Origin of the sequence: Bacillus oleivorans (assembly GCF_900207585.1) — a bacterium.
Classification (GTDB): Bacteria; Bacillota; Bacilli; order Bacillales; family JC228; genus Bacillus_BF; species Bacillus_BF oleivorans.
Genome location: NZ_OAOP01000004.1, coordinates 383,845 through 405,198, shown reverse-complemented (window position 1 = coordinate 405,198; position 21,354 = coordinate 383,845). Strand labels below are relative to the sequence as shown.

Sequence of the window (21,354 nt, the reverse complement as noted above, 5' to 3'; positions counted from 1 at the left end):
GAAAGGGGCTTTTTATTTTATTCATGAGAATGTCTAAATCATTCCGATTCTCATTGAAACCATCTCTTAAGGAATGAAAAGGGATGGTTTAATCACACAATTTTTTACTGAAAGGACTGTTTGAAATGACTATTTTAGAAAAACAAAAATATGAGCCTTTGACCGTCGAATCAGCAGCTCAACTCGTAAAGGAATTGAAGTTATTTAAAGAAACAGCATGCTTAGAAGTGCGGGAAATCGGAGACGGCAATCTTAATTATGTATTCAAGATTACAGATGCTGAAAAAGGCAGAGGCGTTATTATAAAACAGGCGTTGCCTTATGCAAAGGTCGTAGGAGAAAGCTGGCCACTTACACTAAAAAGATCCACTATCGAAGCCAATGCATTGAAAAAGCATGGGGAATATGTGCCGCATCTTGTTCCGAAGGTATTTGCAACAGACGAAAATCTGGCGATTACAATCATGGAGGATTTGTCTCATTTAACGATTGCCCGAAGCGGTTTGATTAATGGTGAAGACTATCCTAAGCTGTCTAGTGATATTGGTGAATATTTAGCTCGTACTCTGTTTTCAACTTCCGATTTTGCATTACATCCTTTTGAAAAGAAACGTTTGGCTGTTAAGTTTTCAAATCCAGAGCTATGCAAAATTACTGAAGATCTGATTTTTACGGACCCATTTTTCGATCATGAAACAAATAATTATGAACCAGAGCTGCGAACTGATTTGGAAGGGATTTGGAACAATAAACCGTTAAAACTTGAAGTAGCCAGGTTAAAAAGAAGCTTTCTTACAGAGGCGGAAGCACTATTACATGGAGATCTTCATACGGGAAGTATTTTTGCAAGTGATACAGAAACAAAGGTGATTGATCCGGAATTCGCCTTTTATGGTCCAATTGGCTTTGATGTCGGTCTGTTTATTGGGAATCTAATCTTTCAAGTTATTGTAAGGGAAGGAAACAAAAGAGAAGTGATCAAGACACACATTGAAAATACATGGAATGTTTTCGCTTCTGTATTTTCTGAATTATGGGATAAAAACAATGTGGAACCTTTTGCAGAAGTGGAGGGCTACCAAAAGCAATTTTTACAAAAGGTTTTTTCAGATGCCTTAGGCTTTGCCGGCTGCGAACTAATCAGAAGAACAGTCGGACTGGCGCATGTAAAAGATCTGGATGGAATTCAAGACAACGAGAAGAGAATTACATCAAAAAGACATGCACTTGCAATCGGTACAGCTCTCATATTGCAGCGCAGAGAATTCAAGTCGATCAAAGAAGCTATTACTTTATTAGAGGAGAAGTTACGATGACTGTTCCAATATCTATAAAATGGCATGCAGAAAAACTGGCCATTTTAAATCAGCAGAAGCTGCCAACTGAAATACACTATCTAACTCTCGAAACCATTGAGGACGTATATGATGCCATTGTGACTTTGAAAGTACGCGGAGCCCCTGCGATTGGCATTACTGCAGCTTATGGACTCGCGTTTGGAGCAAACCGACACAAAACCGCGAATCTGAAAGAATTTTATCAGCTGCTTCAGGAGGATTCTCGTTATTTAGCGGGAACCCGTCCCACAGCAGTGAACCTATTCTGGGCACTTGAACGGCTAATGAAAGCTGTGAAAAATGCAAACACAGTTAATCATGCAAAAACAATCCTGATAGAAGAAGCCAAAAGGATTCATGAAGAAGATGAAGCAACATGCAGGCTAATCGGTGAGTATGGGCTAGAGCTGCTCAAAACTGCTCAAAACGTAATGACGATTTGTAATGCCGGATCGATTGCTACTGCCAAATATGGTACCGCCCTTGCGCCTTTTCATCTTGGGGCTGAAAGAGGGAAACAGTTCTGTGTCTTTGCCTGCGAAACTCGCCCAGTCCTTCAAGGGTCCAGACTAACTGTGTGGGAGCTGCAGCAATCAGGAGTAGATGCCACGTTAATTACCGACAGCATGGCTGCACACACGATTCAGTCGAAACAGATTGAAGCCATCATTGTAGGAGCGGATCGGATTGCTGCTAATGGCGACACAGCCAATAAAATTGGAACCTTAGGTTTAGCCATATTAGCAAATGCTTTTGATATTCCTTTTTATGTAGCCGCACCATCCTCAACTTTTGATTTAACCATTGCAAGCGGAACAGAGATTCCAATAGAAGAACGAAAGGCTGAAGAGGTCACTCATTTAGGTGACATCCGGATTGCCCCAGAAAATACAAAAGTTTTTAATCCTGCATTCGATGTCACACCAGCAAAATATATAACCGCCATTATTACGGAAAAAGGGATCCTGTATCCGAACTATCAAGAAAATATTAAAAGCCTGATTGGCAGTCAAATAGGGGTGAAAATTGGATTATGAAAAAAAGATTACATGTTTTTATGTTTGTCATTTTACTAGCTGGAACTTTACTGGTCGGGTGTCAGCCACAAGGTACGGGAGCGGGCGCACAGGAAGCTAGTCATCCTTCTGAAACCAAAACGAATACAGACCATCCGCTCGCAAATAAAAAAATCGCTCTTATTATGCAAATTAACCTTGGAACCTTCTCTGCACAATATATTGCTGGAGTCGAGGAGCAGGCAGAAAAGTTCGGCGGTTCTGTTACGGTCTTTACTTCTGATGGGGACCTTGCGAAAATGGCATCTCATTTGGATGCAGCGATTAACCAAGGGTTTGATGGAATCTTAATTGATCATGGCACAAAAGAAGCACTGACACCAGGTGTAGAAAAAGCAATAGCTGCAGGTATACCTGTAGTTGCCTTTGATGCTGACGTGAGCGTGGAAGGCGTACCTGTTTTACAGCAAGGCGATGAGAAAATGGCAGAGTTAACTTTGAATAAACTGGCAGAAGATGCAAGCGGCAGCGCCAATATAGTAAAAATTTGGGTAGCCGGCTTTGCTCCAATGGAAAGACGGCAAGTGGCTTATGCTGAGTTTTTGAATAATAACCCAGGCATTAAAGAAGTAGCTGCATTTGGAGCCGCGACAGCCAATACAGCTCTAGATACACAAGCACAAATGGAAGCTATTCTAAAACAATACCCAAATGAAGGTGAAATTACTGCGGTTTGGGCAGCTTGGGATGAGTTTGCCAAAGGAGCTGTACGTGCTTTAGAGCAAGCAGGGAGAACAGATATTAAAGTATACGGGATCGATATGAGTGACGAGGATTTACAATTGATGCAGCAAGAAAACAGTCCATGGGTTGCTTCTGCGGCTGTAGATCCAACAGATATTGGCCGAATCCAGGTAAGGTATCTCTATCAAAAATTAAATGGAGACAATCCTCCTGAAAAAATAGTGCTTGATCCTGTGTTTGTTGATCAGGCAAGTCTTCCGCAAGAGCAGATTACAACTAATGAACTTCATGAGTATATTAAAGGCTGGGGAGCAAGTGAACAAGGATATACAGAGGTATTAAAGGAATTGGAAGGCCAGTAAGGCAAGGGGAATCCGGATCGTCTTAAAAGCTTTAACAAAAGTTCACCTATGAATATTTCGGGGGTGATTGTCTATGCGAGAAACTTCACTTGTAATGAGAAATATTGAAAAGAAGTTCGGATCAGCAACAGCATTGAAAAACGCGAGCTTCCAACTGAAAAGTGGTGAAGTTCATGCTCTTCTCGGAGCAAATGGTGCAGGAAAAAGTACACTGATGAATATACTTTCGGGTGTTTATGAACAGGATCGAGGAGAGATTTTGTTAAACGGAGAAAGTATGAGATTCAAATCGCCAAAAGCGGCAAAAATTCAAGGTATCTATTGCGTCTATCAGGAAGTCGATACGGCAATCGTTCCTCAAATGTCTGCAGCAGAAAATATTTTGCTAGATACGTTTGCATCAAGCAAGGATGTTTTTATTTCGAAAAGAAAGCTGTATGAAAAAGCCCGTCAAATATTAAAACAAGTTCATGCCGATCATATTGAATTACATTGGCCAGCATCTGAGCTTTCTTTAGCAGAGAAGCAGATTGTGTTAATTGCCCGTGCCCTTGTCCACTCAGCAAAAGTAATCATATTTGATGAACCGACAGCACCGTTATCTATACATGAAGCAGAGCAATTATTTAAAGTGATAAAAAGCTTAAAAAATAAAGGAGTAGGGATCATTTTCATTACGCATCGCCTTCCTGAAGTATTTGAAATTTGTGATCAAATTACAATTATGCGGGAAGGGACTGTAGTTCGGACTTTGGATACAACAATTACTACACCGGAGCAAGTTGTAGAATTAATGCTTGGTAGATCTCTTTCCACAAACCATGGCGAAAGGGAGAAACGAATTGGAAGGTCAGTACTCGAAATAAAGGAATTATCTGCCGAAAGAAAACTGCATGATATTTCATTCTCTGTATGTGCTGGTGAGATTGTTGGAGTTGTTGGCCTAGTTGGGGCAGGAAAGACAGAGCTTGCCAAAAGCCTAATGGGAGTTACTCCTGTATTAAAAGGGACGATTAACGTTACTGATCAAGCAGTAAAAGTTAAGCATCCAAGCGACGCGATCGAAGCAGGAATGGTGCTTATACCTGAAGAACGCCGGAAAGAAGGTTTATTTATCCACGAATCCGTTAGAAAAAACGCGACTTTTCCAAACTTAAAAAAATTCACAAAAGGCTTGTTCATCAATCATAAATCTGAAAGAACCTTTACAGAACATATTATTTCTTTCTTGCAAATTAAAGCAGGAAGTACTGAGACACCCATACATCATTTGAGTGGCGGAAATCAGCAAAAAGTCGCTATTGGCAAATGGATGTCACAGGAATCCAGTGTTTACTTGTTTGATGAACCGACAAAGGGTGTGGATATAGGAGCTAAAAATGATATTTATAATCTCATCCGCGACCTTTCCGAAGAGGGGAAGGGTATTCTCTATCTGTCTAGTGAAATTCACGAAATATTAACGATTTCAGATCGGATTTTGGTTATGTATGATGGCCGAGTTGTAAAAGAATTTGCTCAAGGAGAAGCAACCCAAGAACGGATCTTGTTATATGCAAGCGGGGGAAAGGAAGACCAGCATGAAAGAGAAAAGCATCCAATTTCTATTTAAATACGGTGCAATTGCCCTTTTATTAATAATCGTCCTTTATTTTAGCATGATTAGTGAAGCCTTCTTTACGTACGGAAACTTAACGGATATTCTGAGATCGATTTCTATTGTGACCGTACTTGCACTAGGAATTACGTTTACATTAGTTGTAGGCGGTTTTGATTTATCAGTAGGTTCGACCATGTCATTATCTACTGTCATTACTGCCTCACTAATGGTTTGGTATGATCTCCCGCTTTGGCTTGTCCTTATTTTACCTATTCTGGTGGGGGCAGCGGTTGGCTTATTTAATAGTTTTTTAATTGTGGTCGTTGGTATCCCGGATTTATTGGCTACTCTAAGTTCGATGTATATCGTAGCAGGACTTCATCGTACCTATACAGAGGGCTATTCGATTTACAATCATATGCCGCTAACGTCTGGGGGAACGGCAATTGGTGAGTTCTCACAAGCCTTTTTATGGATTGGACAAGGACAGCTGCTTCGGATTCCTGTCCCTGTTTGGATTATGATTTTATTAGTAATTATAGCTTATGTAGTTTTGAATTTTACCAGATGGGGACGTATTCTTTATATGACAGGCGGAAATGCTGAGGCAGCAACATTATCAGGAATCAGCGTCCGTAAAGTTAAGTGTATCTCTTATGTCGTTTCAGGCATTTTTGCCTCCTTAGCCGGTATTTTATTTGCAGCACGGGTAGGCTCTGGGCAGATTGATGCCGGTGCACCGTTGCTGATGGAGGCGGTTGCAGCAGTTTTTGTCGGGTACTCCGTACTAGGTGCTGGGAAGCCCAACGCGATTGGAACTTTTTTTGGTGCAGCTGTCATCGGAATCTTACTCAATGGATTAACGATTTTGAATCTGCCTTACTATGCCTTTGACATTGTGAAGGGAACCGTCCTGGTACTGGCATTAGCCGTCACCTATATCCATGTGAAAAATAAAAGCTTAATATAATAATTGAAAAGTAAAAATAGACGCTGCCGTATGAAGGGAAGCGTCTATTTTGATTTTTAATAAACTAGAAGTCAAAGTTGTCAGGATCGGGTCCTACGCGATAATTTTGATTTAGCTGACCAATTCGCCACATGTCTTCTTTCGTCAGCTCAAAATCAAAGACTGAAGCGTTCTCGACAATGCGATGTTCTTTCGTAGATTTTGGAATGGTTACAACTCCGTTTTGCAAATCCCATCTTATAATAATTTGTGCAATGGTTTTGTTATAGGTATTAGCGATTTCTTGCAAAACTGGATTATCCAATAATTGACCTTGCATTAAAGGTGACCAAGCTTCTAACTGAATGCCATGCTCCTGGCAAAAGGCATGAACTTCTTTCTGGGTTAATCGTGGATGGTATTCAACTTGATTGACCATTGGTTTTATTTCTGCATCCTTCATTAAGTCTTCAAGATGATGGACCTGAAAATTACTAACTCCAATAGCCTTTACTTTGCCTTGTTTATAAAGAGTCTCTAATGCCCGCCACGCTTCTTTGTATTTACCTTGAACTGGCCAGTGGATAAGGTATAAATCTAAATAATCAAGACCTAGTTTCTTTAAGCTTGTTTCATAAGCATTAATGGTCGATTCGTACCCTAAATCGGAGTTCCATACTTTGGATGTAACAAATAGTTCTTCTCTAGATATGCCTGCTTCATCCAGCCCTTCACGGATCGCTTGACCAACGCTTTCCTCATTTTCATAAATGGCGGCTGTATCAATGCTGCGATACCCATGTTTAATGGCAAATTTAACAGCATGAACTAATTCAGGACCTTGTTCAACTTTAAATACGCCAATACCAAGCCGCGGCATTTTAACTCCATTATGCAAAGTAGTTGTATCTTGTAAGCCTTTAATCATTATCAATAAACCTCCAATTATTGTTTTAAGGAAATTATGGTGAGCTCCATTTGTTTATTATTATTTAGTTAATCACCTCCTTTATTTATCGTTTTTCAAGTTTTCTGCTCCAGCCTGTTAATATCACGGCTATAAGCACCATTAGCCCTCCTGCCCAGGTAGTGTGAATGAGTCCAATAGAGTCTGTAATGACTCCGCCCAAATAGGACCCGATTGCAATCCCCGCGTTGAATGCAGCAATATTAATAGCTGATGCAACATCTACCGCCGCAGGTACGAAGCGTTCTGCTAACATGACCACGTAAACCTGTAATCCTGGCACATTCATAAAGGCCATAAGCCCCATGAGGAAGATCGTAATCAATCCGGCAAGTTTAAATGGTACCGTAAAGAACAAGATAAATAGGACTATGGCTTGTACGATAAACATATAAAATAATGCCTTTATTGGATTTTGGTTGGATAGCTTTCCGCCTATCATGTTGCCAATTGCAATGGCAATCCCGTATATCAAAAGAATCACTGCAACTGTTCCTGGTTTAAATCCTGTAATATTTTGCAGTAATGGTGATAAATAGGTAAAGACGACAAATGTTCCGCCATAGCCTAAAGCCGTAATGATAAAAATTAAGAGTAGGCGTTTGTTTGTAACCAATTTAAATTGATCGCGAAATGTTGTTCGATTTCCTTTGCGGAGATCAGATGGAACAAGGACACTATTGGCGATTAATGCAATTAAACCGACAGCTACAATGACAAGAAAGGCTATTCTCCAGCCAAATTGCTGACCAATAAATGTTCCAAATGGAACACCAGTAACAGTGGCGACTGTTAGTCCAGTAAACATAATCGAAATGGCACTTGCCCGTCGATTTTCTGGTACTAAATCTGCCGCAATGGTAGAGCCGATTGACATGAAAACACCGTGTGAAAATGCCGAAATTACACGCGCTGCAAGTAAAACCTCAATACTGTTAGCTCCAGCTGCGATACTGTTTCCTATAATAAAAACAATCATTATCCAAAGCAATAAAGCTTTACGTGATATGCCCGAAGTAAGAGATGTAAGAATCGGTGCACCAAATGTAACTCCTAAGGCGTATAATGAAACGGTTAAACCTGCTGTTGTAACAGATATTTGTAAATCCTCTGCTATGAGAGGCAATAGCCCAACACTAATAAATTCTGTAGTACCGATTGCGAATGCACTGACTGCCAAAGCAAGCAGTGCTAACGTACTTCGTTTTTTTTCTAAAGACATGTATTTTTTCCTCCTAAAAAATGGTGTAATTGTATAAATGAACTTGATCTAGCAATCAATCAATCCTATAAATTTTAATCGGCAAATGCTATTATGGGATATATGAAGAATTATGAGAAGTACGCACTTTAAAGTAATATAGATACTTCAAGGTACCATAGGTACTTTTTAGTGCCTATATATTTGGAGGAGATAAATATGAAGAAAAAGAAATACAATATAGCTGTAGAAGCAACTCTGGAAGTCATTGGAGGAAAGTGGAAAGGGGTAATTCTATGCCACCTGACACATGGAAAAAAACGAACTAGTGAATTAAAACGGCTTATGCCAGATATTACGCAAAAAATGTTAACCCAACAATTACGAGAACTAGAGGAAGACGGTATTATTAACAGAATTGTTTACAATCAGGTTCCTCCGAAAGTGGAGTATGAGTTAAGTGAGTATGGATGGAGCTTGCAAAGCATTTTAGATGCTCTTTGTGCATGGGGAGAAAACCATATTATTAAAATATACGGAGACAAATTTGCTGTATTGGAAGAGAACGTTTTAACAAAATAATAAAATGAGTTAGCGGAAGCTTTGAATAAAATCTAAGTGACTGATTCGCGTCAGTCACTCTTTTAACTTAAAATGTAAAAATAAATCGTCGCTCATCAATCAAATGGGTAATAATCGGGTAACGCGTATCAGAACATAAAAACCAAAACAAAGGTTACACTTTTGTTTTTTTTTTTTAGCAATGTCAAATCAAGAGGCTTCCCTTTTTCGGTATGTGTTCATTAAAATCCTAAATAAAATGAATGTTAATAATTGAGTAAATAAATAGACAAGGAATGAATATCGGAGCTCCCAGTCTTTGTGTATAAAAACATTAAAGTTTTTCGCTAGTCCTTCAAATATAGTTCCCAATAAGGACCAGCACAAAATATAAAAGGGAATAAAAAAGCCCTTAACATTAAGCTTGTCGAACAGATAAATATACAAATATGCTGCAATTGGATACATGCCCCAGGTTGGAATTTCCGAGAGGGTTAGCCATGGAACGATGTTGGTGTCATATAAATCTATGGGAGGAACCCCAATTGTATGGTCTAAACCTAAAGCTATTGCTAAACTGAATGTCATGATGAGAGCTGCCACGCTTCTAGGTAATCGTTGCGGAAGTCGATAAGCGAAATAACATCCCAGAAGAAATACGAAGATGTTAAACCACAGGTTAATACTTGTATGTTGAGCCATTATACATCCCATCTTTTCTCATAAGATATCGAATTATTCTAACTGATAATAGGGCTATTAATAATGGGATCGATTTGAAAGGTGTATACCATAACATTCCGGCAGTATTAAAATGTACAATACCCAGTAAATGGAGTGTATAGCCTATTAAAAAGAAATCCAAGAGTTCCAAGATAACACAAGTATCTTACAGTCATATGTTTCACTAAGAGTGTCTTATCGAGAATCCATGTGATAATAAGAGGAAATAACAATACAGTATAAATGATACGAATTATGGCTAGTTCTTTGTTATCCGGTACTGTTATCCAATGTTTATTTTCAAGAAAAAAAGAGTAGATTGGTGCATTTACAGCTGTTGCACTAAACCAAATAGCTAACAATTCAAATAAATGAAGATGTTTATCCTTTATCGAAAAGGCAGTTAATGATAGAACTGTGAAGGCAATAACCCCAATGAAAAGCATTACTCAAAGTTCCTTTCATTTTAATTTTGCCTGATTTCTTCTTTATAACGATTAGGCATGTTATTACCTAATATTCCTTAACCAACTATTGTTAATTCGTACTAATAGAAGTAAAAATTGTACGGATAGCATTTTACTATCAAAAAATCTAGCAATCTCGTTTATTGACATAAAAGGTTCCGTTTTCTAATATAGAAATACCACCACAGAGTTTTCTGTATTTTCAGTCTTTTAAAAGTTGCTTTTGTACAAAGAGATTATCTTTAGATATTAATCACATATTGGGAGTTATTGAAAGCTATTACACGGCACGAACCAACTAGATTTACTTAGTCTATTACCATATAAAGGAGGAGTATTTTTGGAAAAGAGAAAAAAGCGGGGAGTCTGGGCTTCTTACAAGTTTCCTATCATTTTACTGATCTCCATTACTCTTGGCGCATTGATTGGAATCTTTGCAGGTGCTAAAGCTGAAGTTTTAAAACCGCTGGGAGATATCTTTATCAATGCTATGTTTACGATTGTCGTGCCGCTAGTTTTTATAACGATTAGCAGTGCAGTGGCAAATATTGCGAGTCTAAAACGGCTTGGACGTATCCTTGGTCTAATGCTCGCCGTGTTCTTTGTAACAGGAGTTATCTCTTCTGTTATTATGTTATTTAGTGTTCAGCTTATCCCTCCGGCTGAAGGGGTAGAGCTAACACTAGAGCAACCAGAAGAAATACAAACATTAGACACAGCAGACCAGTTTGTTAAGGCTTTTACAGTTCCGGATTTCATGGACCTGTTATCCCGCAAAAATATGCTTGCTCTAATTATTTTTTCCATTCTGTTTGGTCTGGCAGTTAATATGGCGGGAGATAAGGGAAGAAAAGTAGCAGAAGGACTTGAAGCACTCTCTCATGTCATGCAAAAACTGATTAAAATCATCATGTGGTACGCTCCTATTGGACTAGGTGCCTACTTTGCTGCTCTTATAGGAGTATTTGGCCCTGAGCTATTAGGCTCTTATGCACGAGCAATGGTAGTATATTACCCTATTTCGATCCTCTATTTCTTTATCGCCTTTACGCTTTATGCTTTTGTCGCAGCTGGGCGAAGAGGAATACCTGTTTTTTGGAAGGCTGCTATTACTCCTGCTGTAACATCGGTCTCTACACAAAGCAGTGTAGCGACAATTCCTGTTAATTTAGAAGCAACAGCGAGAATTGGAGTTCCGAAGGATATCAGGGAAATAGTGATTCCTATTGGTGCAACCATACATATGGATGGTTCATGTCTCAGTGCTATTTTGAAAATATCTTTTATCTTTGGTTTGTTTAATATGCCTTTTACAGGACTTGATACGTACACAACAGCGATTTTGATTGCCATTCTAAGCGGTATGGTGATGTCTGGCGTTCCTGGGGGAGGTTTTATCGGGGAAATGCTTATCGTCACGATGTATGGTTTTCCGCCAGAGGCACTGCCTATTATCGCTATGCTGGGGACATTGGTTGACCCGCCTGCAACTATGGTAAATGCTACAGGTGATACAGTATCAAGTATGCTTGTTACCAGGTATATGGAAGGCAAGAACTGGATTAAAAAGCAATTAGGCAGCCCTAATCAAAACATATCAGAAGAAGTTACGGAAAGTATATAACATACGAAAGGCTCCCATTGGGGGCCTTTCAACTTGGGGGACTGGATGAGATGAGAATTCCGTTTACGAAAATGAATGGATGCGGAAATGATTTTATACTAGTGGATAACCGAGAAGGAATTATGGATGCTGTTGAACTTCCTGTTTTCGTTAAAAACATATGTCGCCGCAAGCTTTCCCTTGGTGCTGATGGTGTTATTTTATTAGAGCCATCGGCATATGCAGATTTTCGGATGAGGTATTTTAATGCGGATGGAAGCGAGGGTGAGATGTGCGGGAATGGAGCCCGCTGTGCTGTCAGGTTTGCTCATTTACTAGGAATCGGCCATACTCATAAAAGCTTTGAAACCGCTGATGGCCTGTATGAAGCAGAGATTTCCGAGTCGCAGGTAAGAATGAAATTTCCTGATATTGGACTCTCTAAGATCAAGCTTAATAAGCAGATGGTATTAGATCAGCAAGAGGTTTTTTATCATTTTGGTTGGGTGGGAGTTCCGCATACCGTCATCCTATTGGACCATGTTCGTGAGGTTGAGAGCGCGAGGATCCATCGCTGGGGTCAGTCGATTCGTTGGAATTTAAATCTTTTTCCGCAAGGCACAAATGTGAATTTTGTACAAGTATTGGCCTCAGATTCTCTTATCCTCAGAACCTACGAACGTGGGGTGGAAGAGGAAACAATGGCTTGTGGAACAGGCGCTGTTACTTCAGCCATTATCTGTGGTCTACTGCAAAAGGTTACGTCTCCCGTCCGGGTGCAGACCAATGGAGGCACCCTTAAAATCGAGTACCGACTAGCAGAAAATTTGATTCAGGATATTTTCTTGGAAGGACCTACATCATGGATTGCAGACGGGTATATTGAATCGGAAGCATGGCGGTTTTAATTGTACAAGAACAATCCAGCACAATCTATACCAAGGATGGAAAAAGTTATATTTATTAAGGGAGAACAAATATGCAAATATCAGGAGCATTTCAAGAAAAAATAAGAAATGCCTTTAGAGAAGACGGCAAGATTTGGCTGGAATCGCTAGAAGCACGTGTACAGACATATTTAACTAAATGGCAGCTGACAGCAATTGGTCCTGTGGAGAATCTTTCGTATAACTATGTTTTAAGAGTAATAGATTCAAAAGGTGCGCCATGCATATTAAAAATGGGTGTTCCTAATTTTGACTTTCAGAATGAGATACATACGATCCTGAGCTATGGGGGAAATGGGTGTGCAAAACTGTTGAATTCAGATGGAGAAAATGGGGCCATGCTGCTTGAACAATTGATTCCGGGTACCATGCTCTCTGAGATAAAAGATGAAGGACTCGTTCTTCAGCATTATTTGGAGGTTTGGCAGGCAATTCGCAGATCTAAATCTGCTAATAAAGAAACTCCATCTATTTTAAACTGGTTTCATGGGCTTAATCGTTATCGGACAACTTATCCAAATGGAGATGGTCCTATTATAAATTCTGATATTGATTTAGCTGAGCATTGCTTTCTAGACGTGGTATCGTCTTCTTCTGGAGCTGAACTGTTGCATGGAGATTTGCATCATGAAAACATTTTATTTTCCCAAGAACACGGATGGGTAGCGATTGATCCGAAAGGGGTTTTAGGAGATCGTTATTTTGATTTAATTTCGTTTTTATTGAATCATTTGCATACCAAGGAAAGTCCAAAGGAGTTGTTGAGATTTCGAGTAGATACAATTAGTGGGCAGTTAGGACTCGACCGTAAACGCTTATTGAAGGCAGCCATTGCGATGGCTACCCTATCGGCTTGCTGGAGCATTGAAGATCAAGACCCGGACTGGAATAAAACGTATCAATGTGTAAAGTGGTTCCATGAATTTTTGAAAGAGAATTCATAAACGAAAGGTCTAATCCTTCAGCTGTATTTGGGGGTCAGGTTCTTAAAAATGAAACAAAAGAACCGTCCCCCTGTTGCACCCTGTTGCAGACATAAATTCAACTATAAGTTGAATTAAGGAAATCTATTTCCTACCAACAAGTGATACCTATTTTACATAGTGTTTCGTAGAATTAAATTAATAAATACGAAGGGCGGTAAAGTAATGACCACTAATTATGCTAAGGGTTTGTCTGAGAGAATCAGTAAGTTTAGGAAACAAAACGGTTTAACACAGGAGCAGCTTGCCAACCGCTTAGGTGTTACAAGTCAGGCTGTGAGTAAGTGGGAAAATGAACAATCATGTCCAGATATATCACTGTTGCCAGCACTCTCGGATCTGTTTCGAATCTCACTTGATGAATTGTTTGGCAGAAGTTCAAAAACTATCGATTTACGAAAGGGGCTAATCACAGAGTATTTATTTAATGGCGATGCCCAGGATACAAGCGGGAATGGATTTCATGGAAAAGTAGTCGGTGCAACATTATGTAAGGATCGGTTTGGCAATTTTCAGAGTGCTTATTATTTTGATGGAGTTGACGATTTTATTGTTGTAGAACCGGCTCCGATTATTAACCATGAGGCATTTTCACTTTCTGTTTGGTGCTGCTACGATGATATCTCGGGGAAATCTGGCTGGCACAACGCAATCGTTTCTCAAGACGGGCATCATAATAGGAGGGTGTTTCAACTAAGTACTCGAAACTCCAACATAACGTTCCATAGATTTCTGCTGGAGCCTGACCTTTATGTGGAGGCTCCAGTTCATAAGGGGTTTTGGTATCACATTGTAATCACTTACGAAAATCAAATGTTCCAGTTATATAAAAATGGTGTTCTAATATGCAAACAACATGGAAGTATAGTACCTGATACAAAAGAGCCCCTTTATATTGGAAGAAAATCAACTGACGAACCGTACTTCTTTTTTCAGGGAATGATAGATGATGTGAGATTATACAATAGAGCTCTGTCAGAGGAAGAGGTTCATGAATTGTTTTTGGAAGACAATTGGAAGCCGAGAGCAGAACCTTTCATTCCAAAAGCGGAAAATGTCAAAACGCCTATACTTGAATGTGTGGATGATATCCAAGTAACAATTCCAAAAGATAAAATTAAAGCGGCAGCAGATTGGTATGTAAAGCATTTAGACTTTAAACTCCTAATAGAACAAGATGAAGAGTTTTACATGTTATCTTTATATAAAGGGCCAAACTTGTTGCTTCACAGCAGTTTGTCAGTTGCAGCTATAAATGAGGAATTGTCCCCTGTTATTTTTAAAACAAAATGGGATATTGAAAAATTAGTAGAAAAATTGACTGCCGCTGGTGCTAAAGTAAAAGAAATTCGGGATGAAGGATTTGCTCATTTTATTGATTTCCAAGATCCATTCGCCCGTAATTGGGCTGTTATGCGCGAAAAATAACAGGGTTGTTTTTTGAACTATTTTAGGAGTTGACAATGAGAAACTAAAAAGCCTTTGGAATCCGCTCTAAAGACTTTTTTAACAGTTGTTTTATCCCTCCATGGCTTCTACCATTTTCTTAGCGGTACTTTTACTGGATTGCGGATTATGCCTTAAGGGTCTGACCCCGCTGTAATAGGGGGTCAGGTTCTTAAAAATGAAACAAAAGAACCGTCCCCCTGTTTCATATTTCTTTGTTTGTTAAGGCGAGTTGATCCTGGGGCAATGCTTTGAGTTTGCCGTCGTTGTTTAGGACATCCCGCCATGTATAGCGAGGTTCGTAGCCTAGAACCTGTCGGGCTTTATCTATTGCCATTAAAGTCTCGTGTCCGTTTATTGGTCTTTTTAAAGCTACTTTAGGGAAATATTTATTGACTAAATCTTGACTGAGATCTGGCATAATGGTGTCTGGAGCTGTTATATGGAATATTTGATAGCCTAAGTTTTCTGCTTCTATGGCAAGACGGCAGGCCTGTGCTGCATCTCTTACATCACAATAAGCCCAAGCATTTTTCCTTTGTATATCCTTTTGCTGATCATTCCAATGCATGGTTGGAATTTTTTCATATTCATCAGGCTCATAAATATTGGCGAAGCGAAGGGCCACTATCTGTCCATCTGTAAGGTTGTGGTACAATTCCGAGAGATGTTCAGTCAGGATCTTTGCCATTGCATAGGAGGACTTTATTGTTGTTGGATGTTCCTCATCGAGAGGAAAGTAACTAAGCTGATCCTCTACAAAAGGATACCCCAAAACGGTTTCACTGGATGCCCACACAATTTTAGGAATTTTAAAATCCTTACATGCTTCCAGGATATTAAAATTAACCATCATATTATTTTCAAAAATGGCCTGGGGTGTGTTCCTGACATCAGTGGGAATATTTCCGAGATGGACCACCGCGTCAGATCCTTTCAAAAGCTGACAAACCTGACCATAATCACGCAATTCAGCTTGGATAAAGTTTTGGGACGCTGATTCTTCCCTTAATTTTTTATCAGTAGCTGTCACATCATGACCAGCCTCTAAGAGAGTTCTTACGGTCCAGCGACCAATTTTTCCTGCTGCTCCTGTTACCACTATTTTCACTATTTGCCGCTCCTTTGTTCAAATTTTTCGTATATGAGTCCTTTAAAGATAAATACTGAACACGTTAATGTCTCCTCTGCAAGTTCTAATTCATTTTAGATTTCCCCTTTGTTACTGTTTTTAAAAGGGAACCAAAATGGCAAATAGTGGTGAATGGCCATGTTTTAATAAAAAAAGAATCAATCCAGCAGAAATCGACAAAATGTAAAGATTATACAGAGAGAGTATCTAAGCAAAAATTTGTAAATTTAAATAGACCATAAGAGCAAGAATAAGGACGAAATGGATGTAGCTAAATTGCTAAAATCGATATACCAAAAACATTTGGAGGATTTTAGAATGACAAAAATTAAGGAATTCAATGAGCTGCATTCATCACAGGAAATCTTATTTTTAGGGAATGCATGGGATCTGCTATCAGCCCTTATTCTTGAGAAGGCAGGATTTAAAGCAATTGGAACAACAAGCTGGGGGATTGCTAATTCCCTAGGATATAAGGACGGACAATTAATAGACTTTGAAAGACATTTAGGCATCATTAAAACCATTACAGAAAATGTGAAAATACCGGTATCTGCAGATATTGAAGCAGGATATGGCGAAGACACCGAGGCGATTGTTGGGAATGTTTTACGGACGGCAGATGTTGGGGTTGCTGGAATCAATATTGAGGATTCACTCAAAAAAGAATCTGGACTAAGAGAAATGACGGAGCATTGTAAGCTTTTAACAGAAATAAGAAAGGCATTAGACCAAAGGGGATTTCAGGATTTTTATATCAATGCCAGAACCGATACCTATTTGCAAATCGATAATCCGTTCCCTGAAACCGTTCAGCGAGCAAAGGCTTATATGGAAAGCGGTGCAAGTGGTGTGTTTGTCCCTGGATTGACAAACCATGCTGAAATAAAGGAATTTACTTCGAGTGTTGAGGCGCCACTGAATGTATTGTCTTTACCGGGAGTAACCAATTGTAATAAGCTAAAAGAATTAGGAGTAATACGATTAAGCTTTGGAAATGCATTGTCAGATCAGGTGATTACGTTATTAGAAAAGAGTGCATCTCAATTAATAGAGTTACAGGATACTTCTTTTTTATTTGAGAATTAAGACAGAAAGGGCAGATTATGTAAATGGCTAATCAGATCAATCTTTCTTTTGATGAAATGTGGGAAAAAATTATTGTCTGTGATCGAAAGTATGATGGGCTTTTTTTTACGGCTGTGAAAACCACGAAAATTTATTGCCGGCCGTCATGCCGGTCCAGAAAACCGAAAAAAATAAATGTTGAATTCTTCTTTGATTTCCATGAAGTTGAAAAAGCAGGGTATCGCCCATGCAAGAGATGTCAGCCTGAAGTCGAACACTCCCCGCATATAGGACTTGTGAAAAATGTAATAGCCTTTTTACTTAATCATTATAAACAAAAGCTGGTTTTACAAGATATAGCGAATCATGTCGGTGTTAGTTCTTTTTATTTGGAGCGGGTGTTTAAACAAGAAACGGCGGAAACTCCCCGTACTTATTTGGAAAAAATAAGAGTGGATAAAGCAGCATATCTTCTTGATAAAACCATGCTGACAAATCTTGAGATTTGCTATGATGTCGGATTCCAAAGCCCTTCTAATTTTTATAGGGTATTTCGTCGCTTAAAAAATTGTTCACCAAATGAATATCGTGCCCTTAAAGAAAAGGAACTGCGGTCATGAAATGGAGGAGTCACGAATCATATCTTGAGATTTTTCCGCCAAAGGATTTCAATTTTGAAGAGTGTCTTGTGTTCTTGGGGAGATCCAGCCAAGAAGTCCTCCATCAAATAAAAGATGGTTATTTATATAAACTTTTAAAAATCAAAGGAGAAAAAATAGTAGTAAAAATCTCGGGTTCTTCAGATTGCATTCTAGTAGAGTTTCCCGTAAAGACACTATCTTCAAACCTCCAACAGGAAATAGCAGAGTATATTTGGGAATGGTTTGATTTGGACCAAGAACTGAGTCGTTTTTATGAAGCAGCGAGCGAAGATCGAGTGCTGCAGCGGTTATTCAAAAAGTATCACGGCCTAAGGGTCATCTGTATCCCTGATTTATTTGAAGCGTTAACGTGGGCGATTATGGGTCAGCAAATCAATTTAGCATTTGCCTACACCTTAAAGAAACGGTTTGTTGAACATTTCGGAGAAAGTATTATTTTTGAAAATGAAACCTATTGGCTTTACCCTAGCTATAAAAAAATCGCGTCAATGGAAGAGGAGGATTTAAGAAAGCTTCAGTTCACCGGCAGAAAAGCTGAATATATAATCGGAGTTGCAAAGGCCATGGCGAATGGAGAGTTAACAAAAGCAGGTCTGCTGCAAGAGCAGGAGTATCAGCAAGTAAAAAAATCTTTAATGGCGATTCGGGGAGTGGGAGCCTGGACAGCAGATTATGTCATGATGAAGTGTTTACATTTTCCTGATGCTTTTCCAATAGCCGATGCCGGTCTCCATCAGGCAATAAAGCTTCAGCTAGGACTTGAATCTAAACCAACATTAGAAGAACTGAATGATATGGCAGCCAATTGGAAAGGTTGGCGTGCTTATGCTACTTTTTATTTATGGAGGTCCTTATATGAGTGATGTATATAAAGTAGACTACGAGTCTCCAATTGGAGTAATAGAAATAGCCGGAACAGATGACGTCGTTTATTCAATCCTATTTTCTGAACAAGAAAAAGGAGAAAATAAAATGAAGGAAGACACGCCTAAAGTATTAGCAGATTGTTATCATCAATTGGATGAATATTTTAAAGGAACCCGCCGAGAATTTTCATTCCCTTATCAGATGGAAGGGACTCATTTTCAAAAAACAGTGTGGAAGGCTTTAACAGGGATCCATTATGGTCAGACAGGGTCTTATAAGGATATTGCCGTCTCAATAGGGAATGAAAAAGCCATTAGGGCAGTTGGAAGTGCAAACGGAAAAAATAAGCTGAGCATTGTGATTCCTTGTCACCGTATTATAGGTTCAAATGGGACACTAACAGGCTATGCAGGCGGGTTATGGAGAAAAGAATGGCTTCTCCGCCATGAAAATTTTCCCACTAAAAAGACTATTGACTTTTAATCATTTTGACTCTATTATTAGCTTATTGTTTTTGACAAAACGAATAGCAACATCCACTTTCTTATCAAGAGAGATCGAGGGACAGGCCCGATGAAATCTCGGCAGCGGATTTAATTAGAATACCGTGCCAATTCCTGCAAATGTTACGGCATTTGGAAGATGAGAAGGAGATGGTTTCTTTACATAGAATCCCTCTTTTTCTTATCTGATAGAAAAGGAGGGATTTTTCGTTTTATAAATTCCTTCTAAACAAAATAATTTTCTTTTTGCCAACTAAATAGCCACAAATCACTTTCTTATCAAGAGAGATCGAGGGACAGGCCCGATGAAATCTCGGCAGCGGATTCGAAATTAGAATACCGTGCCAATTCCTGCAAATGTGTAACATTTGGAAGATGAGAAGGAGATGGTTTCTTTTTTAGAATCCTTCTTTTTCTTGTCTATTAAAGAGAAAGAAGGATTTTTTTGTCAAAAACAAGATTCATTTTTTCAGAAGTTTTTAGTTTTCAAGGGAGGTCTTCAACATGATTGAATTCAAAAATGTATCCAAGACATTCAGTCTTGGGAAGCGGGAGGTGCACGCAGTCAAGAATGTTTCTCTCACTATTCAGGAAGGAGAAATATTTGGGATCATCGGCTTCAGCGGCGCAGGTAAAAGTACACTCCTGCGATTGGTAAACATGCTGGAAAGACCGACCTCTGGATCTGTTTTGATCCAAGACATTGATGTAAGCAAATTATCGCCGAAAGATTTACGTTCACGCCGCCGAAATATTGGCATGATCTTTCAAAACTTCAACTTATTCAATTCCCGTACTGTTGCAGGTAATATTGCGTACCCGATGAAACTTGCCGGTGCGTCTAAGAAGGAAATCAATGAACGGGTAGCAGAATTGTTACGTTTTGTTGGACTAAGCGATAAGGCAAAGGATTTCCCAGACCAATTGTCAGGCGGACAAAAGCAGCGTGTCGGAATTGCCCGGGCACTTGCGACTTCTCCCGATATTTTAATCTGTGATGAAGCTACATCTGCTCTTGATCCTGAAACAACGGCTGACATTTTACGATTATTAAAAAAGGTAAACCGTGACTTAGGAATTACGATTTTATTGATTACACACGAAATGCATGTCATTCAATCGATTTGCGATAAAGTGGCAGTTATGGAGAACGGGGAAGTAATTGAATCCGGTGAGGTATTTGATATATTCACGAATCCCAATCATCCAACAACCCAGCGCTTTATTCGTTCTGTTCAACAGGATATGCCTTCGCAAAACTTTTTAAATGAATGGCATGGGAACGGTGGAGGAACGCTGTACCGGGTTATCTTTAAAGGCGGAGTAACAAATGACCCTGTTCTTTCGACCATTGCAAGGAAACACGGAGTCGATTTTAATATCGTTTACGGCTCTGTTAAGGAACTTCAGGAAAAATTGATTGGGAATCTCCTAGTTTCATTTATTGGTAATCCAGAATCAGTTCAAAATGTTTTAAATGAGCTTAAAAAGATTGTGGAAATAGAGGAGGTGCCCCGAAATGAACGTTGATTGGTCGACATTTTGGCCGCGGATTGTTGAATCTACCGGTGAAACATTGCTAATGGTCGCATTAACACTATTGTTTGGATCGATAATCGGAATAACTATGGGCCTTTTAATTTATGTAACCAGGAAAAATAATATTTTAGAAAATAAAGTAGTCTATCAAATTTTGAATGTCATTATCAATATTATTCGGCCTGTGCCATTTATCATTTTCTTAGTAGCGATTTCACCGCTTACCAGATTTGTAATGGGAACTACAATTGGAACAATGGCTGCGATTTTTCCAATGACGATTGTAGCAAGCTTCACCATTGCGCGGGTCGTTGAGAATAACCTGGTAAGTATCGATCCGGGCGTAATCGAAGCAGCACAAGCAATGGGGGCAAGTCCGCTGAAAATCATCTTTACAGTTTTGATTCCGGAAGCACTTGGTCCACTCGTATTAGGACTTACATTTGTATCAGTCAGTCTGATTGACTTCTCTGCGGTTGCCGGAACAGTAGGTGGCGGAGGACTTGGCCATGTTGCGATGACTTATGGCTACCAGCGGTTTGATACAAGTGTCATGGTTGTTACTGTAGTTATCTTAATCGTGATGGTGCAGCTAGCCCAATGGCTTGGCAATACGCTCTCAAGAAAAATCATGAGACGATAGTATATTTTTTCTTACAAAACATTTAAACATAAAG

General features: G+C 39.2%; 20 protein-coding genes and 2 riboswitches. Of the genes, 16 read left to right on the top strand and 4 right to left on the bottom strand.

Annotated elements, in window-relative coordinates; genetic code table 11:
* The first annotated feature begins 125 nt into the window (after positions 1-125).
* The 5 genes from mtnK (at position 126) to CRO56_RS11495 (ending at position 6,029) form a co-directional block, all read left to right on the top strand.
* A complete protein-coding gene (gene mtnK, locus CRO56_RS11515; protein WP_097158772.1) occupies positions 126-1,316 on the top strand; it encodes an S-methyl-5-thioribose kinase in 1,191 nt (396 codons plus the stop codon).
* Positions 1,313-2,374, top strand: coding sequence for an S-methyl-5-thioribose-1-phosphate isomerase (gene mtnA, locus CRO56_RS11510; RefSeq protein WP_097158771.1), 1,062 nt, complete (start codon positions 1,313-1,315; stop codon positions 2,372-2,374). The genes mtnK and mtnA overlap by 4 nt, the downstream gene beginning before the upstream one ends.
* Positions 2,371-3,459, top strand: a complete 1,089-nt coding sequence (locus CRO56_RS11505; RefSeq protein ID WP_097158770.1) for a sugar ABC transporter substrate-binding protein — start codon at positions 2,371-2,373, stop codon at positions 3,457-3,459. Before mtnA ends, CRO56_RS11505 begins: the two co-directional genes overlap by 4 nt.
* A 73-nt stretch (positions 3,460-3,532) precedes the next feature.
* The gene (locus CRO56_RS11500; protein WP_097158769.1) at positions 3,533-5,071 is read left to right on the top strand and encodes a sugar ABC transporter ATP-binding protein; all 1,539 of its coding nucleotides are present in this window, start codon (positions 3,533-3,535) and stop codon (positions 5,069-5,071) included.
* A complete protein-coding gene (locus CRO56_RS11495; RefSeq protein WP_179714259.1) occupies positions 5,040-6,029 on the top strand; it encodes an ABC transporter permease in 990 nt (329 codons plus the stop codon). The genes CRO56_RS11500 and CRO56_RS11495 overlap by 32 nt, the downstream gene beginning before the upstream one ends.
* A gap of 64 nt (positions 6,030-6,093) precedes the next feature.
* Here CRO56_RS11495 and CRO56_RS11490 read toward each other — a convergent pair whose 3' ends face one another.
* Together CRO56_RS11490 and CRO56_RS11485 are read right to left on the bottom strand one after the other, a co-directional pair.
* Positions 6,094-6,936 carry an aldo/keto reductase gene (locus CRO56_RS11490; protein ID WP_097158767.1) on the bottom strand — a complete coding sequence of 281 codons (843 nt, stop codon included), beginning with the start codon at positions 6,934-6,936 and terminating at the stop codon, positions 6,094-6,096.
* A gap of 85 nt (positions 6,937-7,021) precedes the next feature.
* A complete protein-coding gene (locus tag CRO56_RS11485; RefSeq protein WP_097158766.1) occupies positions 7,022-8,197 on the bottom strand; it encodes an MFS transporter in 1,176 nt (391 codons plus the stop codon).
* Between the two features lie 198 nt (positions 8,198-8,395).
* Here CRO56_RS11485 and CRO56_RS11480 point away from each other — a divergent pair, with 198 nt between their 5' ends.
* Entirely contained in the window at positions 8,396-8,758 is a 363-nt protein-coding gene (locus tag CRO56_RS11480; protein WP_097158765.1) for a winged helix-turn-helix transcriptional regulator, read from the top strand.
* Positions 8,759-9,546: 788 nt separating this feature from the next.
* On the opposite strand, the gene CRO56_RS11470 is transcribed toward CRO56_RS11480, so the two are convergent.
* Entirely contained in the window at positions 9,547-9,906 is a 360-nt protein-coding gene (locus tag CRO56_RS11470) for a hypothetical protein (RefSeq protein ID WP_097158763.1), read from the bottom strand.
* Between the two features lie 361 nt (positions 9,907-10,267).
* Between CRO56_RS11470 and CRO56_RS11465 the strand changes: the two genes are divergently transcribed.
* From CRO56_RS11465 to CRO56_RS11450, 4 genes are all read left to right on the top strand, one after another.
* Positions 10,268-11,551, top strand: a complete 1,284-nt coding sequence (locus CRO56_RS11465) for a dicarboxylate/amino acid:cation symporter (RefSeq protein WP_097158762.1) — start codon at positions 10,268-10,270, stop codon at positions 11,549-11,551.
* 50 nt (positions 11,552-11,601) lie between these two features.
* On the top strand, positions 11,602-12,438 hold the full coding sequence (dapF, locus tag CRO56_RS11460) for a diaminopimelate epimerase (protein WP_245855798.1): 837 nt from the start codon (positions 11,602-11,604) through the stop codon (positions 12,436-12,438).
* 71 nt (positions 12,439-12,509) lie between these two features.
* Positions 12,510-13,421: an aminoglycoside phosphotransferase family protein gene (locus CRO56_RS11455; RefSeq protein ID WP_097158761.1), complete on the top strand. Its 912-nt coding sequence runs from the start codon at positions 12,510-12,512 to the stop codon at positions 13,419-13,421.
* Positions 13,422-13,625: 204 nt separating this feature from the next.
* Positions 13,626-14,888, top strand: coding sequence for a LamG-like jellyroll fold domain-containing protein (locus CRO56_RS11450; protein ID WP_097158760.1), 1,263 nt, complete (start codon positions 13,626-13,628; stop codon positions 14,886-14,888).
* Between the two features lie 223 nt (positions 14,889-15,111).
* Here CRO56_RS11450 and CRO56_RS11445 read toward each other — a convergent pair whose 3' ends face one another.
* Positions 15,112-16,017, bottom strand: coding sequence for an NAD-dependent epimerase/dehydratase family protein (locus tag CRO56_RS11445; protein WP_097158759.1), 906 nt, complete (start codon positions 16,015-16,017; stop codon positions 15,112-15,114).
* A 339-nt stretch (positions 16,018-16,356) separates the two neighbouring features.
* Between CRO56_RS11445 and CRO56_RS11440 the strand changes: the two genes are divergently transcribed.
* From CRO56_RS11440 to CRO56_RS11415, 6 genes are all read left to right on the top strand, one after another.
* The gene (locus CRO56_RS11440) at positions 16,357-17,127 is read left to right on the top strand and encodes an isocitrate lyase/PEP mutase family protein (protein ID WP_097158758.1); all 771 of its coding nucleotides are present in this window, start codon (positions 16,357-16,359) and stop codon (positions 17,125-17,127) included.
* A 23-nt stretch (positions 17,128-17,150) separates the two neighbouring features.
* Complete coding sequence (locus CRO56_RS11435; RefSeq protein WP_097158757.1) at positions 17,151-17,726, top strand: bifunctional transcriptional activator/DNA repair enzyme AdaA; 576 nt, start codon at positions 17,151-17,153, stop codon at positions 17,724-17,726.
* Positions 17,723-18,631 (top strand): DNA-3-methyladenine glycosylase family protein, encoded by a 909-nt coding sequence (locus tag CRO56_RS11430; protein ID WP_097158756.1) that lies wholly within the window; start codon positions 17,723-17,725, stop codon positions 18,629-18,631. The genes CRO56_RS11435 and CRO56_RS11430 overlap by 4 nt, the downstream gene beginning before the upstream one ends.
* Entirely contained in the window at positions 18,624-19,118 is a 495-nt protein-coding gene (locus CRO56_RS11425; RefSeq protein WP_097158755.1) for a methylated-DNA--[protein]-cysteine S-methyltransferase, read from the top strand. Before CRO56_RS11430 ends, CRO56_RS11425 begins: the two co-directional genes overlap by 8 nt.
* 58 nt (positions 19,119-19,176) lie before the next feature.
* Positions 19,177-19,284: riboswitch (SAM riboswitch) on the top strand.
* Positions 19,285-19,411: 127 nt separating this feature from the next.
* Positions 19,412-19,520: riboswitch (SAM riboswitch) on the top strand.
* 122 nt (positions 19,521-19,642) lie between these two features.
* Positions 19,643-20,668: a methionine ABC transporter ATP-binding protein gene (locus CRO56_RS11420; RefSeq protein WP_097158754.1), complete on the top strand. Its 1,026-nt coding sequence runs from the start codon at positions 19,643-19,645 to the stop codon at positions 20,666-20,668.
* Complete coding sequence (locus CRO56_RS11415) at positions 20,658-21,320, top strand: methionine ABC transporter permease (protein WP_097158753.1); 663 nt, start codon at positions 20,658-20,660, stop codon at positions 21,318-21,320. Before CRO56_RS11420 ends, CRO56_RS11415 begins: the two co-directional genes overlap by 11 nt.
* The last annotated feature ends 34 nt before the right edge of the window (positions 21,321-21,354 follow it).

Bases quoted from the DNA above. Each gene is read 5' to 3' on its own strand.
- CRO56_RS11470 (WP_097158763.1), bottom strand. From the start codon at position 9,906: ATGCTTTTCATTGGGGTTATTGCCTTCACAGTTCTATCATTAACTGCC.
- CRO56_RS11480 (WP_097158765.1), top strand. From the start codon at position 8,396: ATGAAGAAAAAGAAATACAATATAGCTGTAGAAGCAACTCTGGAAGTC.
- mtnK (WP_097158772.1), top strand. From the start codon at position 126: ATGACTATTTTAGAAAAACAAAAATATGAGCCTTTGACCGTCGAATCA.
- CRO56_RS11425 (WP_097158755.1), top strand. From the start codon at position 18,624: ATGAGTGATGTATATAAAGTAGACTACGAGTCTCCAATTGGAGTAATA.
- CRO56_RS11450 (WP_097158760.1), top strand. From the start codon at position 13,626: ATGACCACTAATTATGCTAAGGGTTTGTCTGAGAGAATCAGTAAGTTT.
- CRO56_RS11430 (WP_097158756.1), top strand. From the start codon at position 17,723: ATGAAATGGAGGAGTCACGAATCATATCTTGAGATTTTTCCGCCAAAG.
- dapF (WP_245855798.1), top strand. From the start codon at position 11,602: ATGAGAATTCCGTTTACGAAAATGAATGGATGCGGAAATGATTTTATA.
- CRO56_RS11505 (WP_097158770.1), top strand. From the start codon at position 2,371: ATGAAAAAAAGATTACATGTTTTTATGTTTGTCATTTTACTAGCTGGA.
- CRO56_RS11435 (WP_097158757.1), top strand. From the start codon at position 17,151: ATGGCTAATCAGATCAATCTTTCTTTTGATGAAATGTGGGAAAAAATT.
- CRO56_RS11415 (WP_097158753.1), top strand. From the start codon at position 20,658: ATGAACGTTGATTGGTCGACATTTTGGCCGCGGATTGTTGAATCTACC.
- CRO56_RS11500 (WP_097158769.1), top strand. From the start codon at position 3,533: ATGCGAGAAACTTCACTTGTAATGAGAAATATTGAAAAGAAGTTCGGA.
- mtnA (WP_097158771.1), top strand. From the start codon at position 1,313: ATGACTGTTCCAATATCTATAAAATGGCATGCAGAAAAACTGGCCATT.
- CRO56_RS11455 (WP_097158761.1), top strand. From the start codon at position 12,510: ATGCAAATATCAGGAGCATTTCAAGAAAAAATAAGAAATGCCTTTAGA.
- CRO56_RS11490 (WP_097158767.1), bottom strand. From the start codon at position 6,936: ATGATTAAAGGCTTACAAGATACAACTACTTTGCATAATGGAGTTAAA.
- CRO56_RS11420 (WP_097158754.1), top strand. From the start codon at position 19,643: ATGATTGAATTCAAAAATGTATCCAAGACATTCAGTCTTGGGAAGCGG.
- CRO56_RS11495 (WP_179714259.1), top strand. From the start codon at position 5,040: ATGAAAGAGAAAAGCATCCAATTTCTATTTAAATACGGTGCAATTGCC.
- CRO56_RS11485 (WP_097158766.1), bottom strand. From the start codon at position 8,197: ATGTCTTTAGAAAAAAAACGAAGTACGTTAGCACTGCTTGCTTTGGCA.
- CRO56_RS11440 (WP_097158758.1), top strand. From the start codon at position 16,357: ATGACAAAAATTAAGGAATTCAATGAGCTGCATTCATCACAGGAAATC.